This window comes from Streptomyces sp. NPDC093568 (genome assembly GCF_044764945.1).
Lineage (GTDB): Bacteria > Actinomycetota > Actinomycetes > Streptomycetales > Streptomycetaceae > Streptomyces.
In genome coordinates this window covers 264,518-288,647 of sequence record NZ_JBIWJD010000001.1, presented here as the reverse complement: position 1 = coordinate 288,647, position 24,130 = coordinate 264,518, and the positions used below count along the sequence as shown (strand labels likewise).

Below are 24,130 nucleotides of genomic sequence, written 5' to 3'. Positions count from 1 at the left end.
CGAGGCCGGTCAGCGACAGCAAGCCCGTCCGGCGTTTGAGGACGAGGCCCCTTCAGGGCCGAAGCGGGGGCCTGGGGGCGGCAGCCCCCAGATACCCCGGCCCACTAAAACCTCGCCCCCCTAGCGGCAGCGTTACGGCAATGGCTGCTCCGTCCAGATGATCTTGCCGTTGGGCGTGTACCGCGTCCCCCAGCGCTCGGTCAGCTGAGCGGCGAGGAACAGCCCCCGGCCACCCTCGTCCGTGCTGCGGGCCTGGCGCAGTCGGGGCGAGGTGCCGCTGCCGTCGGAGACCTCGCAGATCAGGGCGCGGTCGCGCAGCAGCCGGAGCTGGACGGGGCCGGTGGCGTGGCGGATGGCGTTGGTGACGAGTTCGCTGGCGACCAGTTCGGTGGTGAAGGCCAGGCCGTCGAGGCCCCAGGCGGCGAGCCGGTCGGTGACCGCCGTCCGGGCACGGGAGACGACCGCCGGGTCGCTGGGCAGGTCCCACTGGGCCACGTGGTCGGCAGGCAGGGTGTGGGTGCGGGCGACGAGCAGCGCCACGTCGTCGCCGGGGCGGGCCGGGAGCAGGGCGTCGAGGACGGCGTCGCAGGTCTCCTCGGGCGGCCGGCCGACGCCGGCCAGGACGGCACGGAGCCTGTCCAGGCCGGCGTCGATGTCACGGTGCCGGTCCTCGACCAGACCGTCGGTGTAGAGCACGAGTTGGCTGCCCTCGGCCAGCTCCAGCTCGACGGTCTCGAAGGGCATGCCGCCCAGGCCCAGGGGCGGGCCGGAGGGCAGGTCGACGAACTCGACCGTGCCGTCGGGGGCGACGACTGCGGGCAGGGGGTGCCCGGCGCGGGTGAGGGTGCAGCGCCGGGACACCGGATCGTAGACGGCGTACAGACAGGTGGCTCCGACGATGCCGGAGTCGGGACTGTTCTCCGCCGCCCAGCCCTCGCCCCGGTCGAGCCGGCCGACCAGGTCGTCGAGATGGGTGAGGAGGTCGTCGGGCGACAGGTCCAGGGAGCAGAAGTTGTGCACGGCGGTACGCAGCCGGCCCATGGTCGCGGCGGCGTGCAGCCCGTGCCCGACCACGTCGCCGACGACGAGCGCGACGCGGGCGCCGGAGAGCGGGATGACGTCGAACCAGTCGCCGCCGACGCCGGCCTGCGCGGGCAGATAGCGGTAGGCGACGTCGACGGCGCTCTGCTCGGGGCGGCCCCGCGGCAGCAGGCTGCGCTGGAGGGCGAGGGCCGTGTTGTGCTCGCGGGTGTAGCGGCGGGCGTTGTCGATGCAGATGGCCGCGCGGCCGACCAGCTCCTGCGCGAGGGACAGATCGTCGTCCTCGAAGGACGCGGGGTGCAGGGAGCGGTAGAAGCTGACCACGCCCAGGGTCGTGCCGCGGGCCCGCAGCGGCACGGTGATCAGGGAGTGGATGCCTGCCGCGAGGACCTTCTCCAGGCGCTCCGGGTCCTGCGCGATCCAGCCGCCGGCCTCGGCCAGCACGGGTTCGATGACGGACCTGGTGGTCTCCAGGGACCGGGCCTGCGGCGTGGACGGGACGTACTCGACGACGTCCCCGACGTCGTACAGATTGTGCGGCTGACTGCGGACGGCGCGGATGGCGACCCGGCGCAGCGCGGTCCGGCCGCCGAGCGCCTCCGGCTCCTCGCCGCGCAGCACCGCGTCGGGCAGGTCGACGGCGACGAAGTCGGCGAACCGGGCGACGGTCACCTCGGCGAGTTCCTCGGCGGTACGGGTGACGTCCAGCGTGGTGCCGATCCGCACGCTGGCGTCGTGCAGCAGCTCCAGCCGCCGCCGCGCCAGCAGGGCCAGCCGCCCGACGCCGGGCTCCCCGATGAGCAACAGCCAGGGGTCGGCACCGGCGGTTTCGTCGTCGGGTTCGAGCGGGAGGGCGGTCGGGGCGGACCACGGCTGGGGCGGCGTGGGTGCGGTCGGCGTCTTCGGCTTCGCCGCGGCCGTCCGCCGTACGGGCGTCGCGACCACGCTCCGGCCCGTGGCCGCGCCCCCGGCCGAAGCAACCCCCGTCACCGCCACCCCCACCCCGACATGGCGCAGCCGCGGCCCCCCGGCCACGCGGGCCTCGACGGCGACGCCGGTCTCCCCCGCCGCACCTCTGACCTGGCGGCGCAGCAGTACGGCCGTCCGGCCGCTGGGCAGGGTGACCTCGTCGGAGGTGCGGTGCGGGGAGGCGATGAGTTCCTCGGCCTTCTCGCGCAGGACCGCCATGTCGACCCGGCCGAGGCCGCCGCCGGCGCTGTCCGTCCGCGCCGCGTCCGGTTGCCTCGGCCAGCCCTGCGCGTGGCCGTCGGCGCGCCGGTACGCGGTGAGGAGGGCACGTTCGCGCTCGGTGGCCTGCTCCAGCAGCCGGGCCTCGATGCCCCGGGCGGCCTCGCGGACCATCCGCACCATGGCCGGGTCGCCCTGGTCGCGCAGGCAGGTGAGATCGAGGACGGCCTCGATGCGTCCGCTGAGCGGGTCCCGGACGGGCGCGCCCGCGCAGGCGAAGGGCTGGAGGCAGTCGGCGAAGTGCTCCCGGCCGACGATGTAGACGGGGCCGCGCTCGGCGAGGGCGGTGCCGACGCCGTTGGTGCCGACGACCGGCTCCGAGGCGTCGAATCCGGGGGCGAACCGCACCGCGTCGAGTTGCCGGAGCAGGTGCCCGTCACCGCCGAGGCGCTGGACCATGCGGCCCTGTCCGTCGCAGACCGCGATGGTCATGCCCGTCTCGGCGAGGGAAGCGGTCAGGTCGCTCAGCACCGGGCGGGCGGCACGCAGGAACCGGTCGTCCAGTGCGACGTCCTCGCTGTAGGAGACCAGCAGCCGGTGCGGCTCCAGCCCGACGGAGCGGCAGCGCTTCCAGGAGTCGAGCACCAAGTCGCGGACGTCCGACTCGACCAGTGAGCCGGCGAGGAATCGTTCGTGGGCATCGACGAGACCGCCGATGTCGTCCCAGGCGACGGACAACGGGATCACTTCCCTCATCCGAACCCGGCCCGGTCGCGCACCGCCCCTCGGCCCGCGGCCCGGCGAGCTTCGTCAAGCGCTCTCACCCTAGCCCCATGGTGACGCGCATCACAATGAATGCTTCCGCCCTCGGTCAGGGCGCTTCCCCGCGCGGCCAGCCGAGCGCGATGATCCACGCCATACTGGGTCGCATGCGGTCACTGCGGGGCCTGACCAGTCTCGCCGCCGGGCTGACGCTGGTGGCCGCCGTGGGCTGCACGGCAGGCGACGGCAGCACAGGCGACGCCGACGGCACCCACCCCTCCTCGGCATCGGCTCCGGCCCCGACCCGCGGCGGAGGCGAGTCCCCCGGCCCGTCGGCCTCCCCCTCCCCCGCCGACCCGGTCTCCCTCCCGGCCCTGATGCAGCGCGAGCACCGAGGCTCCGACCTGCGCCTGGGTGCCGTACGGGTGCGCACCGGCGCCTACACCCAGTACGCCGTCACCTACCGCTCGGGCGGTCTGACCATCTCGGGGATCATGAACGTCCCGCGCGGCGAGGGGCCGTTCCCCGCGCTGGTCCTGGCGCACGGCTACATCGACCCGGACGTCTACACGACCGGCCGCGGCATGCCCCGCGAACTGGACCTCCTCGCCCGCAACGGCTACGTCGTCCTGCACACCGACTACCGCAACCACGCGGGCTCCGACGACGACCCCGACAACGACGTCAACCTGCGGCTCGGTTACACCGAGGACGTCATCGCCGCCGTGCGCGCGCTGCGCTCCGCCGCCCGGCCGGACGTCGACGACGAGCGGATCGGGCTGGTCGGGCGGTCGATGGGCGGCGGGGTGGTGTACAACGCGCTGGTCGTGGCGCCGGGACTGGTCGACGCGGCCGTGGTGTTCGCGCCGGTCAGCTCCCGCCCGCAGGAGAACATCGACCGCTTCCAGCGGCCCGAGGGCGACCCGCTGGTCGAGGAGATCGAAGCCGCGCACGGCACCCCGGAGGAGAACCCCGAGTTCTGGCGGCAGGTCTCGCCGGTCACGTACGTCGACCGGGTCACCGAGCCCCTGCTGATCCACCACGGCACCGCCGACGACACCTGCCCCCTGGCCTGGACGCGGGCGACCGTCGCCGCGTTCGAGGCGGCCGGCAAGGACGTGGAGCTGCGGACGTACCGCGGCGAGGGGCACACGTTCGGGCCGCGGTGGCCGGACTCGATGGACGCCACCCTGACCTTCCTCGAACGACACCTGCGCTGACCGGCGACAAGGAGAAGACGGACATGCCACTGGCCGCGGTGAACGGGGTCGAGCTCTACTACGAGACGGCCGGCGACGGCGACCCGCTGGTCCTGGTCCACGGTTCCTGGGGCGACCACTACAACTGGGTGCCGGTCATGAAGGACCTCTCCCGCGACCACCGGGTGCTGGTGTACGACCGGCGCGGACACAGCCGGAGCGAGCGTCCGCCGGGCCAGGGGTCACGGCGCGAGGACGAGGACGACCTGGCGGCGCTGATGGAGACCCTCGGCTTCGCCCCCGCGTTCGTCGCGGGCAACTCCTTCGGCGCGTCGACCGCGCTGGGCCTGGCCGGCCGGCGCCCGGAGCTCTTCCGCGGCATCCTCGCGCACGAGCCGCCGCTCATGGGCGTCGTGGCCGACGACGCCGCGGCACGCCCGCTGATGGCGGCCACCGCACTGCGTATGGCCTCCGTCGTCGAGCGGTTACGGGAGGGCGAAGTCCTCTCGGGGGCAAGGCAGTTCGTGGAAGAGGTCGCGTTCGGGCCCGGGGAGTGGGAGCTGATGCCGGACCGGGTGCGGGAGACGTTCCGCGTCAACGCGCCCACGTTCGCGGACGAGCAGGGCGACCCGCGGTGGGCCGATCTCGATCTCGGCCGGCTCTCCGGTTACCGGGGGCCCGCGCTGCTGACCAAGGGCAGCGAGAGCCCGCGGTGGTTCGCCGCGATCGTCGGCCGGCTCGCGGGCGCCCTGCCGCAGGCGCTCACGCACACCTTCGAGGGCGCGGGGCACATCCCGCACGTCTCCCACCCGAGCGCGTACACGCGTCAGGTGGGCGCGCTGGTCGCTCTGGGGCGACGGGCGGCGTAGCGGCCGAACGGGGAGCGCCGTACCCGCCGTTCGCGAGGGATTGTGACGAACGCCCCACCGCGGGCCGCAAGTTTTTTCGCGCGGCGGTGATTGTTTCGCGCGAGCCATCCGTACCTCAGGGAGTACCGGCCGTTCACGTCACAGGAGTCACGATGCCCGTCTCGCGCCGCATGGTAGGCACCGTCTTCGTGGGAGGCGCTCTCGTCCTCACCCTCTCCGCCCTCGCCTACCCCGCGATGCTGGGCGTGGAGACCACGTCCGTCAATCAGGACCGCGTCATCGCCAACACGCAGTACGGCCCGTTGACCGAGGCCGACCGGGACTTCGTCGTCAAGGTCCGCGCGGCGGGCCTGTGGGAGCACCCGCTGGGCATGATGGCGATGCAGCGGGGCACGACGCCGGAGATGAAGGAGGCCGGCAAGCACCTGGTCGTCGGACACGCCCGGCTCGACCTCGCCTGCCGCAAGCTCGCCTCCGAGCTGAACATCACGCTGCCCAACCAGGCCAGCCCCCAGCAGCAGCAGTTCGTGGCGACCGTGGACTCCAAGACCGGCAAGGAGTTCGACGCCACCGGTGTCGCCATCATGCGGGTGACGCACGGGCAGATCTTCCCGGCCATCGCGAAGATCCGGGGCACCACGCAGAACACCCTGGTGCGTCAGCTGGCGGACCTGGCGAACGACACCGTGCTCGACCACATGACGGTCCTGGAGAAGACGGGCATGGTGAACTTCGACGCGAACAACTTCCAGCAGACCACGCCGCCGAAGCTCCCCAAGGACCAGATGACGCCGCCCGCGCCCCAGCCGGGCGCACCGGTCCTCACGCTCGCCATCCCCAAGGGCCTGGAAGACCTCAACACCGCGTCCCCGACGGCGCTGCCGAGCGCGGACGTCAAGTGACGCCCGCGGTGGGCCGCCGCTGAACGCGGCGCTCGCCGTCGAGGCCGGCGACGGGACCCGCGGTCAGCCCGTCTTCCATCCCCACGGCGTGTCCAGCCGCTCCCACTCGGCGGCCCACTGCTCCAGCCGCCGCCGCTCCAGTCCCAGCCGCACCACCCACACGGACCCGAGCACGAGGCCCGCGGCTCCCGAGCCGGCCAGGACTCCGCCGGCGACCGAGTGCAGCATGATCTCGGTCTCGGACAGCGGTTCCTTGGGGAGGACACCATGGCGGTCCGTCCACACCTCGGCCTTGCCGCCCGCCTTCGTCTTGGGCGGCACCCGCGCCTCGTCCGTGCGGACCGTGCCGTCCGGGTCGGTCCAGCGCACGGTCGCCCACACCAGATGGTCGGTGGTCACCCGCGCGGGCCCCGGGTCCTCCGCGTCCTTCACCAGGACGGCCGTCACCCTGTGGCTGTCGGCCCGCTGCTGCTCCGCCGAGCGCACGACCGCGTCCGCCGCGACGAGGCCGCCGCACACGGCACCGGCCAGCGCGAACAGCCATCCGCACAGCACGACCCAGGCCTCGATGAGGTCGCAACGCCGCCTCAGCGGATTGCGCCGCCACCGCCACAGCCGCACCCTCGGGCACTCGGACGCCGCCATGCCGACACCCCCTTGAGCACCGACAGCACCCTTCCAGTGTGCGCCCGCCGGCGCCGGCACGTAATGCCGAGACCGGCGGCGAGGGTCCTGGGGAGCGCGGCGGTCCGTCCGAGAGCCACCGACCCCGACCGTCCCCGCCGCCCCACCACCCCCACAGTCATCTCACCGCCGGTGACGGCGGAGGCAGACCCCCGGCCACGTCGCCCGCCCGCCGACGCCCCTTCCGTTCCCGGACACCACCGCGTCACATCGAACGGGCACGTTCTCGTCGTCCCCTCCTGCCCTCGCCCTCTAGCCGTCCGCCCCGCGTCCGCGCGCGGGTTGTGACGCGGAAGGACGACCGCGCCGTGTCCTCGCTCCCGCTCAGCGATCTCCCCGGACCGCTGCCCGCCTGCCCCACCGCCTCCGCCGCTCCCGCCACCCCGGTCCGCTCCCTGTTCGCGCCCGCACGCCTGGTCCGCCACGCGCTGACGCTCCTCCCGCTCCTGCTGATCGGGGCGTGGGCGGCGGCCGACTGGCACACCGTGCGCGACGGCGCCGCCCGGCTCGTCACCGCCGACCCCTGGTGGCTACTGGCCGGCCTCTTCTTCACCTGCATGGGCTGGGTGGTCGCCGCCCTGGTCCGTCAGGGCTCCATACCGGAGCGGCTGCCGCCGGGCCTGCTGCTCGCGTCGCAGTTCGCGGCCGGCGCCGCGAACCACGTGCTGCCGGCGAGCATCGGCGCCCACGCCGTCACCCTGCGCTTCCTCCAGGGCCAGGGCATCCCCCTGGCCCGGGGCACCGCGTCCCTCGCCCTGTACTCGCTGGTCAAACCGATCGCGAAGACCGCCGTGCTGCTCGGCTTCCTCATCGCCTTCCCCGAGCTGCTGCACCTGGGCGAACTGATACCGGACCGGCGGACCCTGGTCCTGGTCGCCGCGGGCGTGGTGACGGTCCTCGGCACGACGGCCGTACTGGTGACGGCCGTACGGCCGCTGCGCCGCCCCCTCCTCGGCTTCGTACGCACCGCCCTGACCGACGCCCGGATCCTGCACACCCGGCCCAGCCGGGTCCTCGCCCTGTGGGGCGGGGCCGCGGCCACCCCGCTGCTCCAGGCGAGCGTGATCGCCTCGGTGGGCTTCGCGCTCGGCCTGCCGCTGTCGTGGACGCAGGTGACCCTGGCGCTCCTCCTCGCCAGCACCGCCGTCGGCGCCGTGCCCGCGCCCGGCGGCATCGGCCCGGTGGACGCGGCCCTGGTCTTCACGATGGTCACCTTCGGCGCCCCGATGGGCCTGGCCGCGGCCACCGTCATCGGCTACCGCATCCTGACGGTCTGGGTACCGCTCCTGCCCGGCGCGCTGGTGCTCTCCGTCATGGTCCAGCGCAAGATCCTCTGAACCCGACGCCCCCGCTACTCCTTGCCGACCCGCACCAGGGCCACGGTGATGTTGTCGGGCCCGCCCGCCTCGATCGCGGCCTTCCACAGCTCGAAGGCCGCACGGCCGTCCTCGTGCTCGTCGAGGATCTCCTCCAGGACGTCCGGTGCGACCGGGTCCGTCAGGCCGTCCGAGCAGATGAGGAAGCGGTCGCCGGACGCCAGGGGTTCGGCCGAGACATGGGGAGCGACGGCCCGGTAGGTCAGCGAGCCGCCGAGGCTCTGGGTGACGAGGGTGGTGGTGCGGCCGGGCGGATGCGGCGGGCTGTCGTCGACGCTCAGCTGCCGCAGTTCGGCGCCGGAGGCCGCGAAGACCTGGCTGTCGCCCACGTTGAACACGAGCAGCGACTCCGGCCGCACCACGACCCCGGCGATCGTCGTTCCCATGCCGGAGAGCTCACTGCGCTCCTCACCGCCCGCCGCCTGGTACACGGCGAGGTTGCAGGCGTTCACGGCGTCACGGACGGCGACCTCGCTGCTCAGGGCGGGTCCCAGGGCCGCCATCCGGCGGGCGACCAGAGAACTGGCCACATCACCGCCGGGATGCCCGCCGAGGCCGTCGGCGACGGCGACGACCAGGGGGGTGCCGAGCGGGAAGACCAGGGTCTGCGGGTTCTCGGTCACGGTCCCGCACAGCGTCCACGGCCCGACGACGAGGCTGTCCTCGTTGCGCTCACGCAGCAGCCCGGGATGACTGATCGCACTCACGGCGACGTACGACATGAGGCGCCACCACCGCCTTCCCGCACCGGGGACACCACCTGGCCGGACCTCCGACTACGAGTCTAGGAACAGCCGTGTCCCCCGTGCCAGCGCGGCCACGCACGCCCCCGCGCCGGGCCGCCGAGTGATCGTTGCCACAGCCGGCGTCGGTGCGGAGCGTGCGCGTGAGGCGATCAGCCCTCGTCCGGCGTCAGCCGCAGCGAGATGCTGTTGATGCAGTACCGCTGATCGGTCGGGGTGGCGTACCCCTCGCCCTCGAAGACGTGCCCGAGGTGCGATCCGCACCGGGCGCACCGCACCTCGGTGCGCACCATCCCGTGCGAACGGTCCTCGATCAGCTCCACCGCGTCGGTGTCCTTCGGGTCGTAGAAGGACGGCCAGCCGCAGTGCGACTCGAACTTCGTGGTGGAGGTGAACAGTTCGGCGCCGCAGGCCCGGCAGGAGTAGACGCCCGTCGTCTTGGTGTTGGTGTACTCACCGGTGAAGGCGGGCTCGGTGGCGGCCTGACGGAGGACGGCGTACTCGGACGGGGTCAGCTCCGCGCGCCACTGCTCGTCCGGCTTTTCGACGTCGTACGACATGTGTGTGTGCCCCTCACTTCACAGGCGGTCCAGGATGAGCGGGCCGAGGTCGGTGACGTCGCCCGCGCCCATGGTGAGAACGAGATCACCGGGCTTTGTCATTCCCGCGACGAGCGAGGGCACCTCGCCCTTGTCGTGGACCGCCGTCACCTCGGCGCCGGCCGCCCGGGCCGCCTGGATGACCAACTCGCTGGTGATGCCGGGGATCGGGTCCTCGCGGGCCGGGTAGATGTCCAGGACCAGCGAGGCGTCCGCCAGGGCGAGGGCGTCGCCCATCTCCTTGCCGAGCTCCTGGGTCCGGGAGAACAGGTGGGGCTGGTAGACGACCAGGATCCGGGCGTCCCCGGCCGCCGCGCGCATCGCCTCGAGGTCGGCCGTCATCTCGGTCGGGTGGTGGGCGTAGGAGTCGATGACCTGCACGCCCGCGGCCTCGCCCTTGAGCTGGAGGCGGCGCTTGACACCCGTGTAGGCCGCGATCGCCGGGGCCAGCTCGGCGGCCGGGATCCCGAGCGCGGCGCCGGCGGCGAGCGCGGCGACGGCGTTGAGGGCGTAGTGGCGGCCGGGGACGGAGACGGCGAAGGTGAGCTCCTGGCCGTCCAGCAGGACGGTGACCTGGCTCTTCAGCCCCTGCGCCACGACGGACAGCACCCGCACGTCGGCGTCCTCGGCCTCGCCGTACGTCACCGTTCGCACGGTCCCGGCGACCCGCTGGGTAAGCTCCCGCGCCCCGTCCTGGTCGGCCGAGATCACCAGCGTGCCGCCCTCGGTGATGCAGTCCGCGAACGTCACGAAGGACTCGTAGATCTCGTCCATCGACGCGTAGTTCGCGTGGTGATCGAGCTCGACGTTCAGGACGATCGCGACCTCGGGCTCGTACTTGTGGAAGCTGCGGTCCGATTCGTCCGCCTCGGCGACGAAGATCTCACCGTCGCCGTGCAGGGCGTTCGAGCCGGGGGCGTCGAGGTCGCCGCCGATGGCGTACGACGGCTTCAGGCCCAGCTCGCTGAGGGAGACGGCCAGCATCGACGTCGTGGTCGTCTTGCCGTGGGTACCGGCGACGGCGATCGCGCGCAGCCCGTCCATCAGCGAGGCGAGCGCGTCGGAGCGGTGCACCACCGGGATGCCCAGCTCGGCGGCGCGGGCCAGCTCGGGGTTGTCCTGCCGGATCGCCGAGGACACGACGACACAGCTGGCGTCGTCGGCGAGGTGCTCCGCCGCGTGCCCGATGTGCACGGTCACGCCGAGCGCCCGCAGCGCCTCGGCGGTCGCGGACTCCCTGGCGTCGCTGCCGGCCACCTTGGCCCCGCGCTGCGCGAGAATCTTCGCGATCCCCGACATCCCGGCCCCGCCGATGCCGATGAAGTGAGGTCGGTCCATGGCGGTGGGAATGCCGGGTGCCATGTGTGTTCTCCCAGAAGTGCGATACGACGGTGAGGCACCAGCCTATTGGGTGCTCCCGCGGGCGCTGGGCAATGGGGCGCCGGGCAGTGTGCCGACCAAGGGGCGCGGGGAACTGCGCGATCAGCCCCCACAAAGCCGCGCCCGACGAACCGCCCAGCTCCTACGGCGCCCACGGCCCGGCCCAGCGGCAGCGTTACGCCTTGCTGTGCGAGAACAGCTTCAGCACCGGCACTCCCACCTTGTGCCGGGCCCGCGAGGCCCAGTCCCGGTGGAAGAACTCCTCCACGTAGTGGGGATCGGTCAGCACGATCACCTCGTCCGCACCGACCTCGTCCACCACCGTCCTGAGCGCGTCCAGCGGATGGTCGTCCAGCAGCCGCCCCTCGGCCTGCGCCCCGGCCGTGCGCAGCGCGGTGAGCGAGACCTCCAGGGCCCGCTCCCCCGTGCTCATCGCCTCCTCGCCCTCCGGGGTCTCGCCCTCCCGGACGGCCTCGTCCAGCTCCCCGAGCGCGATGTCGTCGATGGCGCGCAGCAATCTGTCGGCCTGCTCGCCGCGCGGCTGGAGCAGCACGTGGAAGGAGACCTCCTCGTCCCCGTGCAAGGTGGTGACGAACTCCACGTCGGCGGACGTCAGGGCCTTCTCGATCATCAAAACGCTTGTGAACACCGGGCGCCCCTTCTGCGGAACCATCCTGCCCCGTGCTCGCACGGGGACTGCGAGTTTTAGTGTGCCCGGCGGAAGCTAAACGGAACGGCTGATTCCGCCGTTTCCCGGACCACGACAGTTATAGAACCCATTTCCGAGCGGATCTCACGTCCGCCGGTACCGGCTGTACAGGAAACCCTCCTCCTCCAGCAGGGACACCAGCTCGAACCGCCCGGGCACCGTCACCGAGGGCCCGCCCGCGATGCGCTGGGCGTCGCCCGCGGTGAGCATCGGGGAGATCGTCAGACAGAGCTCGTCGAGGACTCCGGAGGCCACCAGCTGGCCGAGCAGCCGCGGCCCGCCCTCGGTCAGCAGCCGGGTGTGCCCGAGTTCGGCGAGGGCCCGGACGGCGCGGACCGGATCCACGCCGACGCCGTCACCGGCGATCACCACCCGGGCTCCCGCCTTCTCCGCCGCCGCCTTCCGGTCCGGAGCCGCGGCGGCGCCCGTCAGGATCAGGGTGGGCACCAGGGGCGAGGTGAACAGCGGGAGGCCGTAGTCCAGGTCGAGGCCGGCGCTGACCACGGCGATGGCGGGTGCGGGGCCCTGCCCAGCCGCCTCGCGCGCCTCTGCGAACTCCGCCCGCTCACGGGCCGGCCGGTACCCCTCCTGGCGTACCGTTTCGGCGCCGACGATCACCACGTCCGCCAGCGCCCGCAGGGTGCCGAAGATCCGCATGTCGGTCGCCGTGGAGATGGGCTGCGAGCGGCCGTCGTGCTGGGCGGCCCCGTCCAGCGTGGACACCATGTTGGCCCGCAGCCACGGCACCCGCTCGCCGGGGCCGGGCTCCGGATAGGCGTAGGCGCCGGCGAGCTCGGCCAGGCTCCACTCCCGGTCCAGGCCCTCATGCCCCCCTCGGGCCTCATCACCCCCGGCCCCCTCACGAACGGTCCTCGCTGCTGTCTCGTCGGTCACAGGGAACAGGCGTCGCATGTCAAGGAGTGTGGCACGGCGCTTACCATGGTGACCCGTGTCGTCCTCCACCGCCGCCTCCGGGCCGAGCCCGATAACCGAAGCGAGCCCGCTGTCCCTGTGCGCCCGCGAGCCGCACGTCCCGGCGGACCGGCTGGTCGCCGAGATGGTGCCGCCGCCCCGCTTCGACTCGGTCCGCTTCAGCACCTACATCCCGGACCCGAACCAGCCCAGCCAGATCGAGGCTGTCCGTGTCCTGGAGGAGTTCGCGGGCGGGCTCGGCGGTGCGCACGCCACCGGCGCCGGCAAGGCCCGGCGCGGATTCCTCGGGTTCGGCAGGCCCAAGGCGCCCAAGGTCCCGGCCGGCCCGCGCGGCGTCTACCTCGACGGCGGCTACGGCGTCGGCAAGACCCACCTGCTGGCCTCCCTGTGGCACGCCACTCCCGCCGAGCCGTCCCTCAAGGCGTTCGGCACCTTCGTGGAGCTGACCAACCTCGTCGGCGCCCTGGGCTTCCAGCAGACGGTCCAGACGCTCTCCGGCCACCGCCTGCTCTGCATCGACGAGTTCGAGCTCGACGACCCCGGCGACACCGTCCTCGTCTCCACCCTGCTCGGCAAGCTGGTCGACGCGGGCGTCGCGCTCGCCGCCACCTCCAACACCCTGCCCGGCAAGCTGGGCGAGGGCCGTTTCGCGGCGGCCGACTTCCTGCGCGAGATCCAGGGCCTGTCCGCCCACTTCCGCGCCCTGCGCATCGACGGCGAGGACTACCGCCACCGCGGCCTGCCCGAGGCGCCGGCGCCCTTCTCCGACGAACAGGTGACGAAGACGGCGTACGCCACCGAGGGCGCCTCGCTCGACGACTTCCCGCATCTGCTGGAGCACCTCGCGCGCGTCCACCCCAGCCGTTACGGCGCGCTGACCGACGGCCTGAAAGCCGTGTGCCTCACCGACGTCCAGCCGATTCCGGACCAGTCCACTGCCCTGCGGCTCGTGGTGCTCGCCGACCGGCTCTACGACCGTGAAGTCCCGGTCCTGGCCTCCGGACTGCCCTTCGACCAGCTCTTCAGCGAGGAGATGCTGAAGGGCGGCTACCGCAAGAAGTACTTCCGCGCGATCTCGCGACTCACCGCGCTGGCCCGCGACGCCAAGAGCCTGGTAACCCAGTAACTGCCCCTGGTCAAGGGGCGGTTCAAGCCAAGTCACCCTCGCATTTCAGGCTCTCTTCAGCTCGAAACGTTAAGTTAACCCTGCAAACAACGTTGCCGGGTTAACGTGTTTCTTGACCAACGGTTGACCAAGTGTTGGCACGTGCATGAGGTGTGGACTGACTGGAGGGGGGCGCATGTTCCGAGGTACGACGGCCCGGACCCCGATTTCGATCCTCGCCGCCGTCCTGCTCGCCCTCCAGTTCTTCGCACCCGGCACGGCCTTCGCACACGCATACACAGCGAGTCAGGCAGAGGCCAAGGCCCAGCCCGGAACCAAGCCCTCCGGGAAGGCGCCGCGCGACGAAACCCTCACGTCACGCCCCTGCGTCCCGTCAGGTGACGGGGACCCGACCGGTCCACTGCGCACCCGTGACCAGCTGCGCTGCACCGACTCCGGGCCACAGGCGCCCGACAGACCGTTGCTCTCCCGGGACTCCGCGTCCGCGCACCAGCCGGCCGAAGCCGGCGCGCACCGGCGCACGTCGAGACCCTCGACGTCCCACACCCCGGCGGGGCTTCAGACCTTCCGCTGCTGAGCGGCGGAGCAGTCCCCCCACCCCTGTCATGTAAACCCCGACGCGCCATTGAGGCGCGCCAGGAGGAGTCACCACACATGCAGCCCCTCATCGACAACGCCCGTACCTTCGGACAGCGCCCTGAGGAGTTCGCCAAACTGGCCGAAGGGCAGTCCCCACAGGTCCTGTTCATCACCTGCTCCGACTCCCGGGTCGTACCGGCCCTGATCACGGGCGCCCGCCCCGGCGAGCTCTTCGAGCTGCGCACCGCGGGCAACATCGTCCCGCCGTACGCCTCCGAGCACCCCACCAGCGAGGCGGCCACCATCGAGTACGCCGTGGAGGTCCTCGGCGTCAGCGACATCGTGGTCTGCGGCCACTCCCACTGCGGAGCCGTCGGCGCGCTGGTGCGCGGCGACGACCTGGACGCCGTGCCGGCCGTGCGCGACTGGCTCGCGCAGGCCGATCCGCGCCCGACGGGAGCCACCGAGGACCCGGAGGTCGCCGAGGGCGTCCAGGCCCATGTGCTGACGCAGCTGCTGCGGCTGCGCTCGTACCCGTTCATCGAAAAGAAGCTGAAGGAGCGTCAACTGACCCTGCACGGCTGGTACTACGAGGTGCACAAGGGCGCCGTGCACGCCCACGACGCCGAGACCGACGCGTTCGAGGCGCTGTGACCGGCATGCTGACCAAGTTCCCTCACCTGCGGCAGGACTTCGCCGCCTCGTTGGTCGTCTTCCTGGTCGCGCTGCCGCTGTGCGTCGGCGTGGCCGTCGCCTCCGGCGTGCCGGCCGAGCTCGGACTCGTCACCGGCATAGTCGGCGGCATCGTCACCGGCATGATGCGCGGCAGCAGCCTTCAGGTCTCGGGACCGGCCGCCGGTCTGACGGTGCTGGTCTTCGAGGCCGTACGGCAGTTCGGGCTGCCGGTCCTCGGTGTGCTGGTGCTGGCGACCGGCCTGCTCCAGCTCCTCATGGGCGCCCTGAAGCTGGGGCGCTGGTTCCGGGCCATCTCGGTCTCCGTCGTCGAGGGCATGCTGGCCGGTATCGGCCTGGTGCTCATCGCCGGCCAGCTCTACGCGGCCGTCGACGCCAAGGCGCCCGCCTCGGGCCTGGACAAGATAGCCGGGCTGCCGGGCGCGCTCGCCCGGGCGGCCGGGAACACCGAGGCGCTGGCCTCGCTCGCGCTGGGCGCCGGCACCGTCGCCGTCCTGGTGCTGTGGAAGCGGCTGCCGCGTCAGGTGCGCACCGTGCCGGGTCCGCTGGCCGCGGTCGGGCTGGCGACGCTGGTCGCCGCCGTCTTCTCACTGCCCGTCGCCACCGTCGAGGTCAAGGGCCTGCTGGGCTCCGTCCAGCCGCCGTCCCTCACCGCCTTCGGTGAACTCGCGAACGTCGGCGTGCTGGCCACGATCATCGCCTTCACGCTCATCGCGTCGGCCGAGTCGCTGTTCAGCGCGGCCGCCGTGGACCGGCTGCACGACGGGCCGCGCACCGAGTACGACAAGGAGCTGATGGCCCAGGGCGCGGGCAACACCGTCTGCGGTGTGCTCGGCGCGCTGCCGATGACCGCGGTGATCGTGCGCAGCTCCGCCAATGTCCAGGCGGGCGCGAAGACCAAGGCGTCCCGGGTGATGCACGGCGTGTGGCTGCTGCTGTTCGCGGCACTGCTGCCCGCCGCGCTCGCGCTGATCCCGATCCCCGCGCTGGCCGGCATCCTGGTCCACGCCGGCTGGAAGCTGATCCCCTTCCGCGGGATCGTCTCCCTGTGGCGGGGCCACCGGGGCGAGGCGCTGATCCTCGTCGTCACCGCCGTGTCGATCGTCGCGGTGAACATGTTCGAGGGCGTGCTCATCGGCCTGGGCCTGTCGGTCGCCAAGACCGCCTGGGAGGCCTCGCACGTGAAGCTGGAGGTCATCGACAAGGGCGCCGGCCCCATCCAGGCGTACCTGTCGGGCAACGCGACCTTCCTGCGGCTGCCGAAGATCCTCGACAGCCTGGAGGCCCTGCCCCAGGACCGCCCGGTCGTGCTGAACCTGTCCGGGCTGCACCATCTCGACCACGCCTGCCGTACGGCCCTGGAGAACTGGGCCGAGCGGCACAGCTCCGCGGGAACCGAGCCGGTCCGGGTCACCTCACCCTGACGTGCCCCGCTGGTCCGGGGCCGCCCATGGCCCCGGACCAGATTCCGGGCATATCGTTGCAGGAGCATACGCAACGGACCTCTCGGCGAGGAGGTCGTCATGGTCGAGGAAGTACTGGGCATCGTCGCGGGTGTGGGTGCGGCGGGCGTCGTGTACGTCGCGGCCGCGGCGCGGGTCGTCAAGCAGTACGAGCGCGGGGTCGTCCTGCGGCTCGGGCGGCTGGTGGGAGACGTACGACCCCCCGGATTCACGTTGATCGTTCCGATCGTGGACCGGCTGCACAAGGTCAACATGCAGATCGTCACGCTGCCGGTGCCGGCCCAGGAGGGCATCACCCGGGACAACGTCACCGTACGCGTGGACGCCGTCGTGTACTTCAAGGTGATCGACGCGGCGAACGCGCTGATCAAGGTCGAGGACTACAAGTACGCGGTCTCGCAGATGGCGCAGACCTCCCTGCGCTCGATCATCGGCAAGAGCGATCTGGACGACCTGCTGTCCAACCGCGAGAAGCTCAACCAGGGCCTGGAGCTGATGATCGACAGCCCGGCCATCGGCTGGGGCGTGCAGGTGGACCGCGTCGAGATCAAGGACGTGTCCCTGCCGGAGTCGATGAAGCGCTCCATGGCCCGGCAGGCCGAGGCGGACCGCGAGCGGCGGGCCCGGATCATCAACGCCGACGCCGAACTCCAGGCTTCCCGGAAGCTTGCCGAGGCCGCCCACCAGATGGCCGACGCGCCCTCCGCGCTCCAGTTGCGGCTGCTCCAGACGGTCATGGCGGTGGCGGCGGAGAAGAACTCCACCCTGGTCCTGCCGATCCCGGTGGAGCTGCTCCGCTTCCTGGAAGGAGGCAAGGACCAGGAAGCGAAGCCTCCCCCGAAGAGCGAGACGACTCGCGCCGTGGAGAGTGGCTCCGGCTCCGCGGACGAGGGCGCCCAGCCGGCCGTCGAGCCCGCGGCCGAGCGGGAGGTCGAGCGGACGATCGAGGACATCATCGACGACGCCTCGACGCAGTGACACGTGCTACGCGCGTGGTTCCCGAGGTCGGCACCAGGTGATAGACACGGCGGGTCACAGTTCCTGTCCGCCAGCAGGAAGGCTGCCCCATGTCCGAAAACACTTCAGCCGGTGGTTCGACACGTCGTCAGCTCCTCGCCCGCACGGGCGCGTTGGGCGTCTCGATCGCCTTCGCCGGAAACCTCACCGAACTCTTCGCCGGCACCGCCGCCGCGCAGAACCTGGGCCATGCCGGCTACGGCCCGCTGGTCGCCGACCCGAAGGGCCTGCTCGACCTGCCGAAAGGTTTCCGCTATCGGGTCCTCTCCCGTGAGGGCGACCCGCTGCGCTCCGGTGAAGGACCCGTCCCCTCCAACCACGACGGCATGACGGCCCTGCCCGGCCGGCACGGCCGCGTCCACCTGGTCCGCAACCACGAGAACCGCGCCGCCGCCCGGGTCCCCGTCCCGACGGTGGAGGGCCTCACGTACGACCCGGCCGGCAAGGGCGGCTGTACGGCCCTGACCCTCGACCGGCACGACAACGTCCTGTCCGAGCGGGTCGCCATCGCCGGTACGGCCGTCAACTGCGCGGGCGGGCCCACCCCTTGGGGCACCTGGCTGACCTGCGAGGAGACCGAGGACCGGGCGGGCACCAACGGATACACCAAGGACCACGGCTTCATCTTCGAGGTCGACCCGGCCGACCCGCTCCGCTCGGGCGCGGTCCCGCTGACCGCGATGGGCCGCTTCCAGCACGAGGCGATCTCGGTGGACCCGCACAGCGGTGTCGTCTACGAGACCGAGGACGCCTTCCTCAAGCCGTTCGGCCTCTTCTACCGCTTCCTGCCCCACCAGCCGCGCGGAAGCCTCGGCAGCCTGCGCGCGGGCGGCCGGCTCCAGGCGATGCGGGTGCCGGGCGTACCCGACCTGTCGACGATCCAGGAGCCGGGCACGAGCTTCGGGAAGATCGAGTGGGTCGACGTACCGGACCCGCTCGCGACCCGAACCCCCATCCGCCTCCAGGACTTCGGCCCGAAGGGGATCACGCACGCGCAGAAGCTGGAGGGCTGCTACTGGGGCGGTCGCAGCGTCTACTTCGTCTCCTCCTTCGCCCGCAGCGCGGACGGCTCGGCGGCGGACCACTACGGCCAGATCTGGCGCTACGACCCCGCCGCGCGCCGCCTCACGCTGGTGATCGTCTTCGGCCCCGACACGAACGTCGAGCTGCCCGGCGAGTCCCCCGACAACATCTGCCTCGCCCCCGGCGGCGGCCTCATGGTGTGCGAGGACGGCAACGGCGCCCAGCACGTCTTCGGCGTGACGCGGCACGGCGAGGTCTACGCGATGGCCCGCAACGCCCAGAACCTCGGTACGGCCGAGGAGCCGGAATGGGGCGAGTTCGCCGGGGTCACCTTCTCGCCCGACGGGGGGACGATGTACGTCAATTGCTACACACCGGGGACGACCTTCGCGGTGACGGGACCCTGGCGCAAGTGACGGCCTGATCACGGGCTCACCCCTAAAGCCCCGGCTCCACCACGTCCTCTAACCTGTGCGGCATGAACGCACCGGGGGATCTCGTCGACGGCCGTTTCGAACTGCTGGAACGGCTCGGCAGCGGAGGAATGGGCACCGTGTGGCGGGCCCGTGACACCGTGCTGCACCGCGAGGTCGCGCTCAAGGCGGTGCGGTCGGACGCGGACACGGTCGGCGTGATGCGTGAGCGGGTGATGCGCGAGGCGCGGGCGCTGGCCCGGCTGAGCCATCCGCATGTGGTGACGATCCATCAGATCGTGGCCGCCGAGCCGCATCCGTGGATCGTGATGGAGCTGGTGCCGGGTGTCTCGCTGCAGCGCCGTCTCGACGACGGCCCGTTGACTCCCGTCGAGGCCGCCCGGCTCGGACGTCAGGTGCTCGCCGCGCTGCGGGCCGCGCACGCGGCGGGCATCCAGCACCGGGACGTCAAGCCGGCCAACATCCTGCTGCACACCGACGGCGACGCCGTGCTCACCGACTTCGGCATCGCCGCCCTGCAGGGCACGACGGGCCTCACGGCCACCGGCGAGCTCATCGGTTCGCCCGAGTACATGGCCCCGGAGCGCATCCGGGGCCATGGCGACGATCCGGCGGCCGACCTCTGGTCGCTCGGCGTGGTCCTGTACGTCTGTGTGGAGGGCGTCAGCCCGCTGCGCCGCCCGACCACGCTCGCCACCCTGGCCGCCGTACTCGACGACCCGCTCCCCGCCCCCACCCGCTCTGGCCCGCTGACGCCTGTGCTCGACGCGCTGCTGGTCCGGGACCCGGCGGCCCGGCCGGACGCCGCCCGGCTGGACTCGATGCTGGCGCAGGTGGAGTCGGGGACGGCGCCGCACAGGGCCGTGCAGCCGACGGTGACGTACGCGGGGCCGCCCACGCCGCCCACTCCCACTCGCCTGGACACCCCGCGCCCCACGGTCCCGCAGCAGGTCGGCGCGGCCCGCCGCCGCACGCCTCTCGTGGTGGCCGCGACCGTGGCACTGGCGGTCGCCGCCGCCACGGCCCTGGTGTTCGCCCTGCGCCCCGGCGACACGGACGGCGGCGCGAAGGCCGACGCGGGCAAGGACTCCCCGACCACGACATCCGCCCCCACCCCGGCTAAGCAGAAGCCCTCCCCCAAGTCGGAAACCTCTTCCCCGACCCCCACCCCCGCCGGCACATCGACGGGCCGCTGGATCGCCCAGCTCCACTCCGAGCCGCTGTCCCTGGGCGCCGCCGACCGCGACCGCCGGCTCGCCACGATCCGCGAGTCGGTCCCGGAAGCCGCCGTCCTGCGCAGCGACGACTACGCCTCCCTGCGGAAGGGCTACTGGGTGTTCTACGCCCCCGGCCCCTTCACCGACGGCCGGGCCGCCCTGCGCTACTGCGCCGAGCACGGCCGCACCACCGTGAACACCTGCCTCGGCCGTTACCTCAGCACGGATCCGGCCGAGTTCACCCTCCAGTGCCGCCCGCCGGCCACCGCGCCGACCGGGACCTGCGCGCGCAGCACCGACTGACGGACGACCGAGCGGCCGGGCGGGTGATCCGCCACCGGCACACCCGGCGGCGTACCGAAATGAGCATGTGATCATCATATGTTCATTCGGTGATCACTCTGGTACGACGTGCCACCGCCGTCTGCGCCCTGGGCGCGGCGCTCGGCACGCTCGCCGCGTGTGCGGCGGAGGACGCGACCCGCGCTCCGAGCCCGGCGCCCAGTGCCACGGCCGGCGCGTCGTCCTCGGCCCGGCCGCCGACGCTCGCGCCCGGCCCGGCGGGCACGACCGCCGTCTTCGAGCACGGACCGCGGGACGGGGAGAAGACCGTCGCGCTGACCTTCGACGCCGACATGACCGCCGATCAGGGGCCACGGGCCGCGCGGGGCGAGCGGTTCGACAACCCCGGACTGATCGCGGCTCTGCGGGAGTTGAAGGTGCCGGCGACCGTGTTCATGACCGGGCGATGGGCCGAGGAGTACCCGGAGCAGGCCCGGTCCATCGGGCGGGACCGGCTCTTCGAGGTCGCCAACCACGCGTACAGCCACTACGCCTTCACCGACGACTGCTACGGGCTGCCGACCATCGGCGAGGAGGGGATGCGGGCCGACGTGGAGCGGGCGTACCGGGTGTTCCGGAAGGTGGGGATCCGTGAGCCGATGCCGTACTTCCGGTTTCCGGGCGGCTGCTACGACCGGCGCGCGCTGCGGGAGCTGACCCCGGTGGGCGTCACGGCCGTGCAGTGGGACGTGGTGAGCGGCGACGCGTTCGCGACGGACGCCCGCGCGGTCGCCGAAGAGGTGCTGGGCGGGGTGCGGCCCGGGTCCGTGGTGGTGCTGCACTGCACGCGCAGTGCCGCGCCGACGACCGAGCGGGTGGTCCGCCGGGTCGTGCCGGAGCTGCGTGCGCGGGGTTTCCGGCTGGTGAAGGTGTCCGAGCTGATCGGCGCCGTGAGCGCCTCGCGGTGAGCGTCCTACGCTGGAGACATGAGCGAGGACTACTGCACGATCGCCGACGCGGTGAAGCCGCCGAAGGCGGACGGGCCGCCGTACGCGATGGGGGTCCCCCCGCTCGAGCGCATTCGAGAGTGGGGGAGTGTGCTGTGCCGGGAGCCGACCGAGTACCCGGAGTCGTACAAGGGGATCACGCTCTGCCCTGTGTGTGAGTGGCAGGAGGCCCAGCGCACCGCCTGTTCAGGGTGATCTGCGCGAGGTGAGCGCGCAGGCCGCCGCGGTCGCCGCCGCCGTGAGCAGCGCCGCCGCCGCGAGGGGCAGGACGGGCATCGGGACCGTGCCCGAGCGGGAGCCCGTGACCAGGCCGCTTACCGCCGCCTGCGCCGGGGAGCCGGTCACCACCACGGACAGCAGGGCGGCGAGGAGCATCGCCGGGACCGCGCGGCCCGTCGAGCGCAGCACCGGCCAGGTGGTGAGAGCGCCGACGGCGGTGCCCAGCAGGGCGCAGGCCAGCGCGGCGAGCAGCCCGGCCGCGCCCGCGGGAACCAGGGGCAGACGCGTCTGGTGATCGGCGGTCACCGGCTTGCTGATCAGGGTCACGACGACGGTCGCGACCGTGCCGAGGGCCGCGGAGCCGGCCAGCGCCACCAGCAGCGCGGCGAGGTGCGCCCGCCCGGGGCCGACCGCCGCGGCGACGCAACTGCGGGCGCCGGAGGGCTCGTTGGTGACGCAGATCCGCACCAGCCAGGCGGCGACGGGGAGCAGGGCCGCGGCCGCGTAGCCGAGCGAGTCGAGGATCGGCTCGCCGCTCTGCACGCCGATCCCGAGGAAAGCGACGTACAGGATGAACGGCGCCAGCCAGCGCTGCGAGCGCGCGAGAAGGGCGGCCTGGTATCCGAGCAGGGCTTTCATGGGCGGCTCTCGTGGTCGGGGGCGGACTCCTGGCGCACGCTCACCACGTGCCAGGGCGGCCGGGCGGTCAGCAGGGCCCGCAGCAGGAGGTCCGAGTGGGAGGCGGGCACGGTGAGGTGATGGGTTCCCGGCGCGGGTTCCTCGGCCGTGACGAGCGCGCGGGTCACGTCGGCGGGCGGTTGGGCCCCACGCGGCCCCTGGGCGACGACGACCACGCGCGGGCCGGTGGGCTCCGCGGGCGGTCGTCCCTCACGCAGGCCCAGCCCACCGTCCCGCACGGTGTACGTCGCGTCGGGCGCCCCGGCCAGGCGGCGCGGGTCGTGGTCCACGAAGACCACGGCGGTCCCGCCGGCGGCGCGCTCGGCGACGGCCCGCTCCAGTTCCGCACGCGCGTCGGCGTCGAGCCCGGTCCACGCCTCGTCCAGCACGAGCAGCTCCGGCTCGGCGAGCAGGGCCTGGACGACGGCGACCTTCTGACTGCTGCCCTTCGACAGCTGGGCCATGGGGGTACGCGCGTAGGCGCCGGCCCCGAAACGCTCGAGCCACTCCAGAGCAGCCCGGGTGGCCGCCGCCCGGGACAGCCCGTGCACGGCGCCGAGGTGAGTGAGATAGCCGAGTGCGGTGAACGGCAGGGCGGTGGGAAACCGCTCGGGAACGTACGCGGTCCGCGGCCGCCCGGTGACGCGCCCCTCGGAGGGGGCGTCTATGCGGGCCAGCAGACGTAGAAGGGTGGACTTGCCGGTGCCGTTGGGCCCTTCTATTCGAACGAGCGTACCGGGCCGCACGGTGAGGTGAATGCCGCGTAAGACCCATGGGCCACGCAGGCCGTAGCGACGGCCCACGTTGTCCAGACGAAGATCGCGTTGCATGGGGACATCTTGTCGTACTGCGATGGGGGTCCCTTGGGGGCGGCCTGGCCCACGCGGCGGAGCCGCCCCCTCCACCCGCCGACCGCCCGCAAGGCGCGGCTACGGCGGCTCAGCAGGTTAAATGCGCATATGGACGAGTCGTTGTGGAGCAGGCTGTCGGTCGAGGCGCGAGCAGAGGTGGATGGCCTGATCACCGATGGCCGCAACATTCAGGCCATCCAAATGATGCGTGAGCGCGCCGGCCTTCCGCGTCCTGAACTCCGCGCGTGCGTGGACCTGCTGGCGCTTCGCGCCGAAATCCTGCGGGAGTAGACAGGGACGCGAGCATGATGTCGATCACGACGGCATTCTGGTCCACTCCAACCGTCTGTCGGCCGATGAGAGGCCACCCCGGGGACTGCGCAGGGTGTCGGACGGGGTTGGCAGACTGGACGCCGTGAACAGTGAGCCCGCCTCCGTGAATGACAGCCCCTTTCGATCCGAGCCCAGCGCACGCGACGACGCTCCGCAGTTCGTCCTGCCCCTGGTCGTGCGTATCGAGCGCTCCGCTCCCCCGGCCCGCACGGACGCCCTGGAGACGTCCGCCCGTGCCGTGCTGGCCCTCCTCAGTGACGAGCGTTCCGTCGGCGACGGCGAGTGGGCGCAGGCCGTGCGGGACTGGGAGGACGCGCGGATCCGCAAGGTCGTCCGGCGGGCGCGCGGGGCCGAGTGGCGGCGGGCCGAAGGGCTGCCGGGGATCACTGTCACCGGCAAGACCGCCGAAGTACGGGTCTTCCCGCCCGTGCCGTTGGACGGCTGGCCCAAGGAGCTGGCGAAGCTCCAGGTGTCCGGCACCGACCTCGACGACCCGGAACCGCCCGTGGACATCGACCGGTCGGCCCCCGTCCTCTGGCTGAACCCCGAGCTCGACATGTCGGCCGGCAAGGCAATGGCCCAGACCGGGCACGCGGCACAGCTGGCCTGGTGGGAGCTGTCGGACGAGGAGCGGACGGCCTGGCGGGACGCCGGGTTCCCGCTGTCCGTGCGGACGGCGGAACCGGGGCACTGGGGTGAGCTGACCGGTGCCGGACTGCCGTTGGTGCGGGACGCGGGGTTCACGGAGATCGCGCCCGGTTCCTGCACCGTCGTAGCCGATCATCCGTCGCTGCGGCGGACGCCCGGCGCCTGAACATCCCAC

The 24,130-nt window shown here is 72.5% G+C and carries 23 protein-coding genes; 14 read left to right on the top strand and 9 right to left on the bottom strand.

Annotation, left to right across the window (positions count from 1 at the left end; genetic code table 11):
- Positions 1 to 132: 132 nt before the first annotated feature.
- Positions 133 to 2,985, bottom strand: coding sequence for a SpoIIE family protein phosphatase (locus ACIRD7_RS01225; protein WP_403448055.1), 2,853 nt, complete (start codon positions 2,983 to 2,985; stop codon positions 133 to 135).
- Between the two features lie 173 nt (positions 2,986 to 3,158).
- On the opposite strand from ACIRD7_RS01225, the gene ACIRD7_RS01220 reads away from it, so the two are divergent.
- From ACIRD7_RS01220 to ACIRD7_RS01210, 3 genes are all read left to right on the top strand, one after another.
- Positions 3,159 to 4,211, top strand: a complete 1,053-nt coding sequence (locus ACIRD7_RS01220; RefSeq protein ID WP_403448053.1) for an alpha/beta hydrolase family protein — start codon at positions 3,159 to 3,161, stop codon at positions 4,209 to 4,211.
- 23 nt (positions 4,212 to 4,234) lie between these two features.
- Positions 4,235 to 5,059 (top strand): alpha/beta fold hydrolase, encoded by an 825-nt coding sequence (locus tag ACIRD7_RS01215; protein ID WP_403448050.1) that lies wholly within the window; start codon positions 4,235 to 4,237, stop codon positions 5,057 to 5,059.
- A gap of 152 nt (positions 5,060 to 5,211) precedes the next feature.
- The gene (locus ACIRD7_RS01210; protein ID WP_403448048.1) at positions 5,212 to 5,961 is read left to right on the top strand and encodes a DUF4142 domain-containing protein; all 750 of its coding nucleotides are present in this window, start codon (positions 5,212 to 5,214) and stop codon (positions 5,959 to 5,961) included.
- Between the two features lie 63 nt (positions 5,962 to 6,024).
- Here the strand turns inward: ACIRD7_RS01210 and ACIRD7_RS01205 are convergent, their stop codons facing one another.
- Complete coding sequence (locus tag ACIRD7_RS01205) at positions 6,025 to 6,606, bottom strand: hypothetical protein (protein ID WP_403448045.1); 582 nt, start codon at positions 6,604 to 6,606, stop codon at positions 6,025 to 6,027.
- A 347-nt stretch (positions 6,607 to 6,953) separates the two neighbouring features.
- Between ACIRD7_RS01205 and ACIRD7_RS01200 the strand changes: the two genes are divergently transcribed.
- Positions 6,954 to 7,982 (top strand): YbhN family protein, encoded by a 1,029-nt coding sequence (locus ACIRD7_RS01200; RefSeq protein ID WP_403448042.1) that lies wholly within the window; start codon positions 6,954 to 6,956, stop codon positions 7,980 to 7,982.
- Between the two features lie 14 nt (positions 7,983 to 7,996).
- Here ACIRD7_RS01200 and ACIRD7_RS01195 read toward each other — a convergent pair whose 3' ends face one another.
- From ACIRD7_RS01195 to ACIRD7_RS01175, 5 genes are all read right to left on the bottom strand, one after another.
- On the bottom strand, positions 7,997 to 8,743 hold the full coding sequence (locus ACIRD7_RS01195) for a PP2C family protein-serine/threonine phosphatase (protein ID WP_403448039.1): 747 nt from the start codon (positions 8,741 to 8,743) through the stop codon (positions 7,997 to 7,999).
- A 173-nt stretch (positions 8,744 to 8,916) separates the two neighbouring features.
- Positions 8,917 to 9,324 (bottom strand): peptide-methionine (R)-S-oxide reductase MsrB, encoded by a 408-nt coding sequence (gene msrB, locus ACIRD7_RS01190; RefSeq protein ID WP_403448036.1) that lies wholly within the window; start codon positions 9,322 to 9,324, stop codon positions 8,917 to 8,919.
- An 18-nt stretch (positions 9,325 to 9,342) separates the two neighbouring features.
- Positions 9,343 to 10,725, bottom strand: a complete 1,383-nt coding sequence (murC, locus tag ACIRD7_RS01185; protein WP_403448033.1) for a UDP-N-acetylmuramate--L-alanine ligase — start codon at positions 10,723 to 10,725, stop codon at positions 9,343 to 9,345.
- A 193-nt stretch (positions 10,726 to 10,918) separates the two neighbouring features.
- Positions 10,919 to 11,392: an indole-3-glycerol phosphate synthase gene (locus tag ACIRD7_RS01180; protein WP_403448030.1), complete on the bottom strand. Its 474-nt coding sequence runs from the start codon at positions 11,390 to 11,392 to the stop codon at positions 10,919 to 10,921.
- Positions 11,393 to 11,536: 144 nt separating this feature from the next.
- Positions 11,537 to 12,364, bottom strand: coding sequence for a pyrimidine reductase family protein (locus ACIRD7_RS01175; RefSeq protein WP_403448028.1), 828 nt, complete (start codon positions 12,362 to 12,364; stop codon positions 11,537 to 11,539).
- Between the two features lie 37 nt (positions 12,365 to 12,401).
- On the opposite strand from ACIRD7_RS01175, the gene zapE reads away from it, so the two are divergent.
- From zapE to ACIRD7_RS01135, 8 genes are all read left to right on the top strand, one after another.
- Positions 12,402 to 13,511 carry a cell division protein ZapE gene (gene zapE, locus ACIRD7_RS01170; protein ID WP_403448025.1) on the top strand — a complete coding sequence of 370 codons (1,110 nt, stop codon included), beginning with the start codon at positions 12,402 to 12,404 and terminating at the stop codon, positions 13,509 to 13,511.
- Positions 13,512 to 14,165: 654 nt separating this feature from the next.
- A complete protein-coding gene (locus ACIRD7_RS01165; protein ID WP_403448022.1) occupies positions 14,166 to 14,744 on the top strand; it encodes a carbonic anhydrase in 579 nt (192 codons plus the stop codon).
- Positions 14,745 to 14,749: 5 nt separating this feature from the next.
- On the top strand, positions 14,750 to 16,207 hold the full coding sequence (locus tag ACIRD7_RS01160) for a SulP family inorganic anion transporter (RefSeq protein WP_403448019.1): 1,458 nt from the start codon (positions 14,750 to 14,752) through the stop codon (positions 16,205 to 16,207).
- Between the two features lie 99 nt (positions 16,208 to 16,306).
- A complete protein-coding gene (locus ACIRD7_RS01155) occupies positions 16,307 to 17,224 on the top strand; it encodes a slipin family protein (RefSeq protein ID WP_403448017.1) in 918 nt (305 codons plus the stop codon).
- 89 nt (positions 17,225 to 17,313) lie between these two features.
- Positions 17,314 to 18,702 (top strand): PhoX family protein, encoded by a 1,389-nt coding sequence (locus tag ACIRD7_RS01150; protein ID WP_403448014.1) that lies wholly within the window; start codon positions 17,314 to 17,316, stop codon positions 18,700 to 18,702.
- Between the two features lie 62 nt (positions 18,703 to 18,764).
- Entirely contained in the window at positions 18,765 to 20,240 is a 1,476-nt protein-coding gene (locus tag ACIRD7_RS01145; protein WP_403448012.1) for a serine/threonine-protein kinase, read from the top strand.
- Between the two features lie 89 nt (positions 20,241 to 20,329).
- Positions 20,330 to 21,187 carry a polysaccharide deacetylase family protein gene (locus ACIRD7_RS01140; protein ID WP_403448009.1) on the top strand — a complete coding sequence of 286 codons (858 nt, stop codon included), beginning with the start codon at positions 20,330 to 20,332 and terminating at the stop codon, positions 21,185 to 21,187.
- Between the two features lie 18 nt (positions 21,188 to 21,205).
- Positions 21,206 to 21,421 carry a hypothetical protein gene (locus ACIRD7_RS01135; RefSeq protein WP_403448006.1) on the top strand — a complete coding sequence of 72 codons (216 nt, stop codon included), beginning with the start codon at positions 21,206 to 21,208 and terminating at the stop codon, positions 21,419 to 21,421.
- On the opposite strand, the gene ACIRD7_RS01130 is transcribed toward ACIRD7_RS01135, so the two are convergent.
- Entirely contained in the window at positions 21,413 to 22,084 is a 672-nt protein-coding gene (locus ACIRD7_RS01130; protein WP_403448003.1) for an ABC transporter, read from the bottom strand. The genes ACIRD7_RS01135 and ACIRD7_RS01130 overlap by 9 nt on opposite strands.
- Positions 22,081 to 22,953 carry an ATP-binding cassette domain-containing protein gene (locus ACIRD7_RS01125; protein WP_403448001.1) on the bottom strand — a complete coding sequence of 291 codons (873 nt, stop codon included), beginning with the start codon at positions 22,951 to 22,953 and terminating at the stop codon, positions 22,081 to 22,083. The genes ACIRD7_RS01130 and ACIRD7_RS01125 overlap by 4 nt, the downstream gene beginning before the upstream one ends.
- Before the next feature lie 129 nt (positions 22,954 to 23,082).
- Here ACIRD7_RS01125 and ACIRD7_RS01120 point away from each other — a divergent pair, with 129 nt between their 5' ends.
- Together ACIRD7_RS01120 and ACIRD7_RS01115 are read left to right on the top strand one after the other, a co-directional pair.
- The gene (locus ACIRD7_RS01120; protein WP_403447998.1) at positions 23,083 to 23,265 is read left to right on the top strand and encodes a hypothetical protein; all 183 of its coding nucleotides are present in this window, start codon (positions 23,083 to 23,085) and stop codon (positions 23,263 to 23,265) included.
- Between the two features lie 124 nt (positions 23,266 to 23,389).
- Positions 23,390 to 24,121 carry an aminoacyl-tRNA hydrolase gene (locus ACIRD7_RS01115; protein ID WP_403447995.1) on the top strand — a complete coding sequence of 244 codons (732 nt, stop codon included), beginning with the start codon at positions 23,390 to 23,392 and terminating at the stop codon, positions 24,119 to 24,121.
- The last annotated feature ends 9 nt before the right edge of the window (positions 24,122 to 24,130 follow it).

Bases quoted from the DNA above. Each gene is read 5' to 3' on its own strand.
- ACIRD7_RS01195 (WP_403448039.1), bottom strand. From the start codon at position 8,743: ATGTCGTACGTCGCCGTGAGTGCGATCAGTCATCCCGGGCTGCTGCGT.
- murC (WP_403448033.1), bottom strand. From the start codon at position 10,725: ATGGCACCCGGCATTCCCACCGCCATGGACCGACCTCACTTCATCGGC.
- ACIRD7_RS01165 (WP_403448022.1), top strand. From the start codon at position 14,166: ATGCAGCCCCTCATCGACAACGCCCGTACCTTCGGACAGCGCCCTGAG.
- ACIRD7_RS01145 (WP_403448012.1), top strand. From the start codon at position 18,765: ATGAACGCACCGGGGGATCTCGTCGACGGCCGTTTCGAACTGCTGGAA.
- msrB (WP_403448036.1), bottom strand. From the start codon at position 9,324: ATGTCGTACGACGTCGAAAAGCCGGACGAGCAGTGGCGCGCGGAGCTG.
- ACIRD7_RS01135 (WP_403448006.1), top strand. From the start codon at position 21,206: ATGAGCGAGGACTACTGCACGATCGCCGACGCGGTGAAGCCGCCGAAG.
- ACIRD7_RS01155 (WP_403448017.1), top strand. From the start codon at position 16,307: ATGGTCGAGGAAGTACTGGGCATCGTCGCGGGTGTGGGTGCGGCGGGC.
- ACIRD7_RS01215 (WP_403448050.1), top strand. From the start codon at position 4,235: ATGCCACTGGCCGCGGTGAACGGGGTCGAGCTCTACTACGAGACGGCC.
- ACIRD7_RS01175 (WP_403448028.1), bottom strand. From the start codon at position 12,364: ATGCGACGCCTGTTCCCTGTGACCGACGAGACAGCAGCGAGGACCGTT.
- ACIRD7_RS01125 (WP_403448001.1), bottom strand. From the start codon at position 22,953: ATGCAACGCGATCTTCGTCTGGACAACGTGGGCCGTCGCTACGGCCTG.
- ACIRD7_RS01210 (WP_403448048.1), top strand. From the start codon at position 5,212: ATGCCCGTCTCGCGCCGCATGGTAGGCACCGTCTTCGTGGGAGGCGCT.
- ACIRD7_RS01225 (WP_403448055.1), bottom strand. From the start codon at position 2,985: ATGAGGGAAGTGATCCCGTTGTCCGTCGCCTGGGACGACATCGGCGGT.
- ACIRD7_RS01150 (WP_403448014.1), top strand. From the start codon at position 17,314: ATGTCCGAAAACACTTCAGCCGGTGGTTCGACACGTCGTCAGCTCCTC.
- ACIRD7_RS01160 (WP_403448019.1), top strand. From the start codon at position 14,750: ATGCTGACCAAGTTCCCTCACCTGCGGCAGGACTTCGCCGCCTCGTTG.
- ACIRD7_RS01130 (WP_403448003.1), bottom strand. From the start codon at position 22,084: ATGAAAGCCCTGCTCGGATACCAGGCCGCCCTTCTCGCGCGCTCGCAG.
- ACIRD7_RS01220 (WP_403448053.1), top strand. From the start codon at position 3,159: ATGCGGTCACTGCGGGGCCTGACCAGTCTCGCCGCCGGGCTGACGCTG.
- ACIRD7_RS01205 (WP_403448045.1), bottom strand. From the start codon at position 6,606: ATGGCGGCGTCCGAGTGCCCGAGGGTGCGGCTGTGGCGGTGGCGGCGC.
- ACIRD7_RS01120 (WP_403447998.1), top strand. From the start codon at position 23,083: ATGGACGAGTCGTTGTGGAGCAGGCTGTCGGTCGAGGCGCGAGCAGAG.